The 5,422-nt window shown below is 62.6% G+C and carries 3 protein-coding genes; all 3 read right to left on the minus strand.

Annotated elements, in window-relative coordinates; genetic code table 11:
• The coding region (locus ACL02S_RS23920) for a beta-ketoacyl synthase N-terminal-like domain-containing protein (RefSeq protein ID WP_412804752.1) at positions 1–441 on the minus strand (441 nt) is incomplete at its 3' end.
• A 249-nt stretch (positions 442–690) separates the two neighbouring features.
• Positions 691–1,494, minus strand: coding sequence for an SDR family oxidoreductase (locus ACL02S_RS23925; protein WP_412804753.1), 804 nt, complete (start codon positions 1,492–1,494; stop codon positions 691–693).
• Between the two features lie 72 nt (positions 1,495–1,566).
• Positions 1,567–5,422 (minus strand): SDR family NAD(P)-dependent oxidoreductase (locus ACL02S_RS23930; protein WP_412804754.1); only part of this gene is annotated, 3,856 nt, incomplete at its 5' end.

Raw genomic sequence — 5,422 nt, forward strand, 5'->3', positions numbered from 1 at the left:
CGCGGCGGTATGCATATCGATGTATTGCACCGAATCCGCGGAAGACATGAGGCCCATCTGGTCGATCGTGAACGCACCCATGTACACCCCGAGCGAGGAGCCGGAGATCCGGCCCGCGATCCCGGCGTCGTCGAAGGCCTCCCACGCGGTGTGCAGCACCAGCCGCTGTTGGGGGTCCATCTCCGCAGCTTCGCGGGGCGAGATACCGAAGAAGTCCGGATCGAACGCCCACGGATCGCTGTGCAGGAACGCTGCTCGTTTGACGTACATGTGTCCTGGGGTGCGTTTGTCGGTGTCGTAGAAGCGCCGCCAGTCCCAGCGTTCGGAGGGGATGTCTCGTACTCCGTCGCGTTTGTCGACTACGAGATCCCAGAAGGTTTCCGGGGATTCGATGCCACCGGCGTAGTGGCAGCCGATACCGATAATAGCAATATCAGACACGTTGAACTCCTGGGCCGACACATGACTACCGTGTCCGCGCATGTACACCTGGCGGCGGACTTCGGAAAACGGGTATCTATCCGGACAATCCAGGAAGGGTTCGTTCGCTACCTGGCGCTGCTGGGAAACTTACCATGTGTGGCAGGTATTTCAATGTGTCGAATTGTTGCAGTGGATATCTCGAAAAGGGTTTCGGCGGAATATTTCGCGATCTTTTCGTTATTTTCCGACTGTGTTGACGGGGATATGTCAGCGGGAAATGCCGTGGGTGCGGGCGATCAGGCGTTCCATGATCGTGCGGGGGAGTAGTCTGCGGGCGGTGAACATGAGGGGGGCGTTGTTGCCGATGGCGTAGAGGGAGCGGGGTCGGTCGGCTTCGATCGCGGTGCGGATGAGGGCGGCGACTTTCTCCGGGGCGATGCCTTTGGTCTGTTTCGCGTCGAGTATTTCCATGAAGGTAGTGAAATCGGTGGTGTGGACAGAGTTTTCGGTGAGGTATCTGGTTCGTCGTTCCCATAGGCCGGTGTTGGTCTGGCCGGGTTCGACCGTGGTGAGCCAGACCCCGAAGGGGGATTCTTCGAAGCGTGCGGCGGTCGCGAAATTGCGTAGTGCCGCTTTGGTGGCGGCGTAGGAGGAGCGGTAGGGCATGGGGAAGCTCGCGAGCATCGAACCCACCATTACCACTCGCCCGTACCCACGCTCCCGCATACCGGGCAGGAGTGCGCGGGTCAGGGCGATCGGACCGAGCACATTCAGCTGGAACAGTCGATCGATCGCCGTATCGGGCAGGTCGGTCAGTGGCCCGGCCTGGCTTTCGCCCGCATTGTTGACCAGTACGTCGACTCGGTCGAGCCCGGTGCGGAAGCTGTCGATCGAAGCTTTGTCGGTCAGATCCAGCGCCCGGTACTCGACTCCGGCCACTCTGGCGTCAGCGGGTATCGTATCGGGATTCCTGCTGGTTCCGATCACCTGATAGCCGTGCTCGGCGAGCAGTGCGGCTGTGGCCTTCCCGATTCCGGACGAAGCTCCGGTAACCACGGCGATACGGGACATCCGAAAGCTCCTTTCGATACCGTCGAGTCAACGATATCCGTAGCTTGGGTGCCGGATCGAGTATCGATCGGATTATGCAGGAACCTCCACCGTCGTTGCTGCCGGGATGTCGACCGGCGTAACCGGCTGGCTTGTCGAATCGGCATTCGCGATGATCGCCTCGGCCATGGTGGCGCCTGCCTGTTCCAGACTGAACGACCGCCCGAGCTTCAAGGATGCCAGATCGACATCCAGGCTTTGGTTGATTATCGCGCCGAATTCGACCGCCATGAGCGAGTCGAGACCCAGTTCGGGTACCGGTACGGTCAGGTCGATCGTTTCGGCCGATACCCCCATCACGGCCGCCAGCTGTTCGGCGAGCATATGTGCGACTACGTTCGCGCGTTGGGTTTCGTCGAGGGCGGCGAGCTCGGCCCGCAACCGGGCGGCAGCCGAAGCGTGCTGTGCCTCGGCCGCGATCATGCCTTCCAGCCTGCCGGTCAGCACTAATTGGTATCCGAGGCTCTTGATGCGAGACCAGTTGGTCGGGCAGGGAGTGCACCGGGGTATGCCGAGCCGGAGTATTTGTTCCAGGTACGGCGGTCCGTCGTTCATGTCCATGGTTTCGAAGCCCACATTGTGCAGATAGCGGGCGATACCCTCATCGGCAGCCATACCCCCGCCGCTCATGTGGCCCCAGCCGGCTGCCAGTGCGGGAACCCCTTGCTGGGCCAGCATCTGCGCATACATTTCCAACGCGAGATTTGCTGCTACGTAGGAGTATTGGCCGAGACTGCCGAAGAGGGCGGTGCCGGAGGAGAACAGGACGAACTGGTCCAAGCGTGCTCCGGTCGCTACCACGCCATCCCTTAGTGCGTATGCCCCGTGGACTTTGGTTCGGTAGACCTTGTCCAGTCCGGGTCGGTCCATGTCGATGATGCGTTTGTCGTCGAGGACACCCGCGGTGTGGAAGATGCCCTTCAACGGGTGTTCAGGGGTGTCGGCGCGGGCGATCACCGTGGCGATCGCGTCGGCGTCGGTCACGTCGACGGTTTCGGTGACTACGTCGATGCCTTGATGTTCCCATGCGGTGAGTTGGTCGCGGGCTTCGTCGGTGGTGGCGCCCCTGCGACCGAGCAGGGTCAGGTGGCGGGCGCCTTTGTCGACCAGCCAGCGGCCGATGGCCATACCGAATCCGCCGAATCCGCCGGTGATCAGGTACTGCGCGTCGGCATCGATGATGATTTCCGGTAGTGGTGGGCGTACCAGGGGTGCGTCCTCGGTCATGTCGAGTACCACCCGGCCGATCTGGGTCGAGCGCGCGACTTCCTCGAAGGCCTGTGCGATATTTGCAGTACCGTACAGCTGGTAGGGCAATGGTCGGTATCTGTTCTTGTCCGCGAGGAACCGCTGGAAGGTCTCGATGGTTCTTGCGGTGAAAGCCTTGCGCTGTCGCGCCAGCAACCGGTCGAGGTCGAGCGAGAAGTAGGCGATGTTCTTGTCGAAGTGTCGTAGTTCGAGTGCGCCGCCGAAGTAGATATCGGCTTTGCCGAGTTCGACGATGCGCCCGAATTCCGCGGCCACGTCGAAATTCTGTACCAGGATTTCGCCGGGCGCTGAGTTGATCACCACATCAGCGCCTTCGCCGTCGGTGAGGGCGAGGACTTCGTCGACGAAGTCGAGGGAGCGGGAGTTGACGACGTGGTCGGCGCCTTGTTCGATGACGTAGGCGCGGCGTTCGTCGGTGCTCGCGGCTCCGATCACGCGGGCGCCGTGTGCTTTGGCGATTTGTATCGCTGCCGAGCCGACCCCACCGGCGGCGCCGTGTACCAGCACTGTTTCCCCCGGCCGCACCCTGGCGAGTTCCTCCAGCGCGTATACTGCGGACAGGAACGAGGAGATATTGCTGATCCATCCGGGCTCGATATCGTCGGGGAAGCTGAACGTCCGATCTGCGTCGAGGGTGTTGTAGCGGCGGATCATGCTCTGGCACAGGACGGAGACCTGGTCGCCGACCTGTGGTTCGGTGACGCCTTCGCCGACGCGGGTTACTACGCCGACTCCTTCCATCCCCGGTTCGGTGCCGTAGTAGGTGCCTGCGAGTTCGCGTTCGCCGAGTACGCCCATGACCTTCATCGCGTCTTTGTAATTGAGGCCGAACGCGGTCATCTTCACTTCGACTTCGCCGGGGCCGGGGGCGCGTCGTTCGCATTGCCGCCAACCCAGCCGGGAGAAGGTTTTGGTCTTGGGCAGCTCCAGCCGGAAGTTGGCTTCCGGGTCGGTCAGCGGCGCGGGTTCGTCGAGGGCGTCGAGGCGATCCTGCAGGGTGGGTTGCGCGACGGTGACCCATCGGGACCCGTCGTGCAGGAACACCTCATCGGCGTGGTCATAGGTGAATGCGCCGGGAATCGTCAGCTCCGTGGTGAGTGTGGCGTCGGTGACGTGGTCGTCGAGGTCGATCAGCCGCCACCGCAACTTGGGCTGCTCATTGACTATTACCCGGCGGGCACCTGCCAGTGCGGTTTGTCCTGGGTTCGGGGCAATGGCGGATTCCGGGTGGGTGCAGGCGTTTTCGGTGATCAGCGAGGCATAAAAGGTATCATCGCCGAGAATTTCGGTTTCGACGCCGTGTTCTTGCTGCCAGGTGTCGAGGAATTCTTCGGTGGCTACCGCGATGCGGCGCAGTGTCCACAGGGCGTCCACTTCGCCGTAGCCGGGGCCCGCGACCACGACCAGGTGCAGGCGTTCGGCGCCGTCGCGGGTATGGGTGGTGCGTAGTTGTTCGGTAAGGGCGGTTTCGAGGTCGTCGCGGTTGGGGTCGCCCACAATGAATAGGTCGGTGCCTGCGGAGTCAGGGGTGGTCAGGCGCAGGATGCGTTCGGCAGCCGGGGTTGCTGCGGTGTCCATTACCACGATCAGGGTGGCCAGATCCGCGGTGGCGGGCAGAGTGGCGGGGTCGATGGGATCGCGCATTTCCCAGACTTCTTCGTAGAAGAAGTCGATCATGCGTTGCATCGGGGCTGGTCGTGGTGCGATGGACCCGAATTGTAAGCCGATGATCTGCATGCAGATGTTGTGTTCGGCGTCGAGCAGGTCGATATCGGCGCTGTTGCCGTCAGGGGCGAGTCGCGCTATCGCGGTGATGGTGTCGGAAAGTGGTGCGCGTAGTCGTATTTTGTCGACGGCGACCGGGACTCGAGCTCCGTCCGGTTGGATGTTGGTGGCTGCGATCAGGGCGGCCACGCTTTGGAAGGCGGCGTCGACGACCGTGGGGTGTGCGGCGTAGCGGCCTTCGTCGGTGTGGGTGTTGTCGAGGGTGGCTACTACGTCGGTGTCGGAGACCAGGATCGAGGTGACGCGCTGGAATGTCGGGCCGTATTCGAGTCCGGCTGCGGCCAGGGTGGTGTAGAAGTCGTCCGGGGCGATTTCGGTCATGGTGTCGGTGGGTGGGATTTCGGCTTTGATCTGGTCGTAGGTGCCTTCGATCAGTCGACCGGTGGCGTTGACCGTCCACACTGAGCCGTTCAGCTCTCGGGAGCGGATGGTGAAGCAGCGGGTCGCTTTCTCCAGCTCCAAACGCATCAGCGGCATTTGCCCGTCTTCGATGGCCAGGGGTGCTACGAACCGGACATCTGCCACCCCGGCCTGGGTGGACTCGGTGTGTGTCAGTGCGGCGCTCAGGGCCGCGTCCAGGTATCCGGCTCCTGGTAGCAGTCGGGTGCCGCCGACCACGTGATCGGCCAGCCACGGCAACGCGGCGGTACTCAACTCTATCTGCCAGCGCAGGCTGTCGTCGGGGTCTTGGTCGCCGAGTGTGGCATAGCTGTCGGGTGTGCCGTGGCGGCGGATCCGTTCGAGCGAATACTCGGTGCGGAGGTGGGTTTTTTGCCAGGGGTAGGTGGGGAGGTCGAGGTGTGGGGTGGGGGTGGGTAGGTCGGTGAACAGTCTG

The organism is Nocardia spongicola, assembly GCF_047200775.1.
Classification (GTDB): domain Bacteria; phylum Actinomycetota; class Actinomycetes; order Mycobacteriales; family Mycobacteriaceae; genus Nocardia.

What these genes read in the sequence shown, in the direction of transcription:
- ACL02S_RS23925 (WP_412804753.1), bottom strand. Translation starts at nt 1,494, where the DNA reads ATGTCCCGTATCGCCGTGGTTACCGGAGCTTCGTCCGGAATCGGGAAG.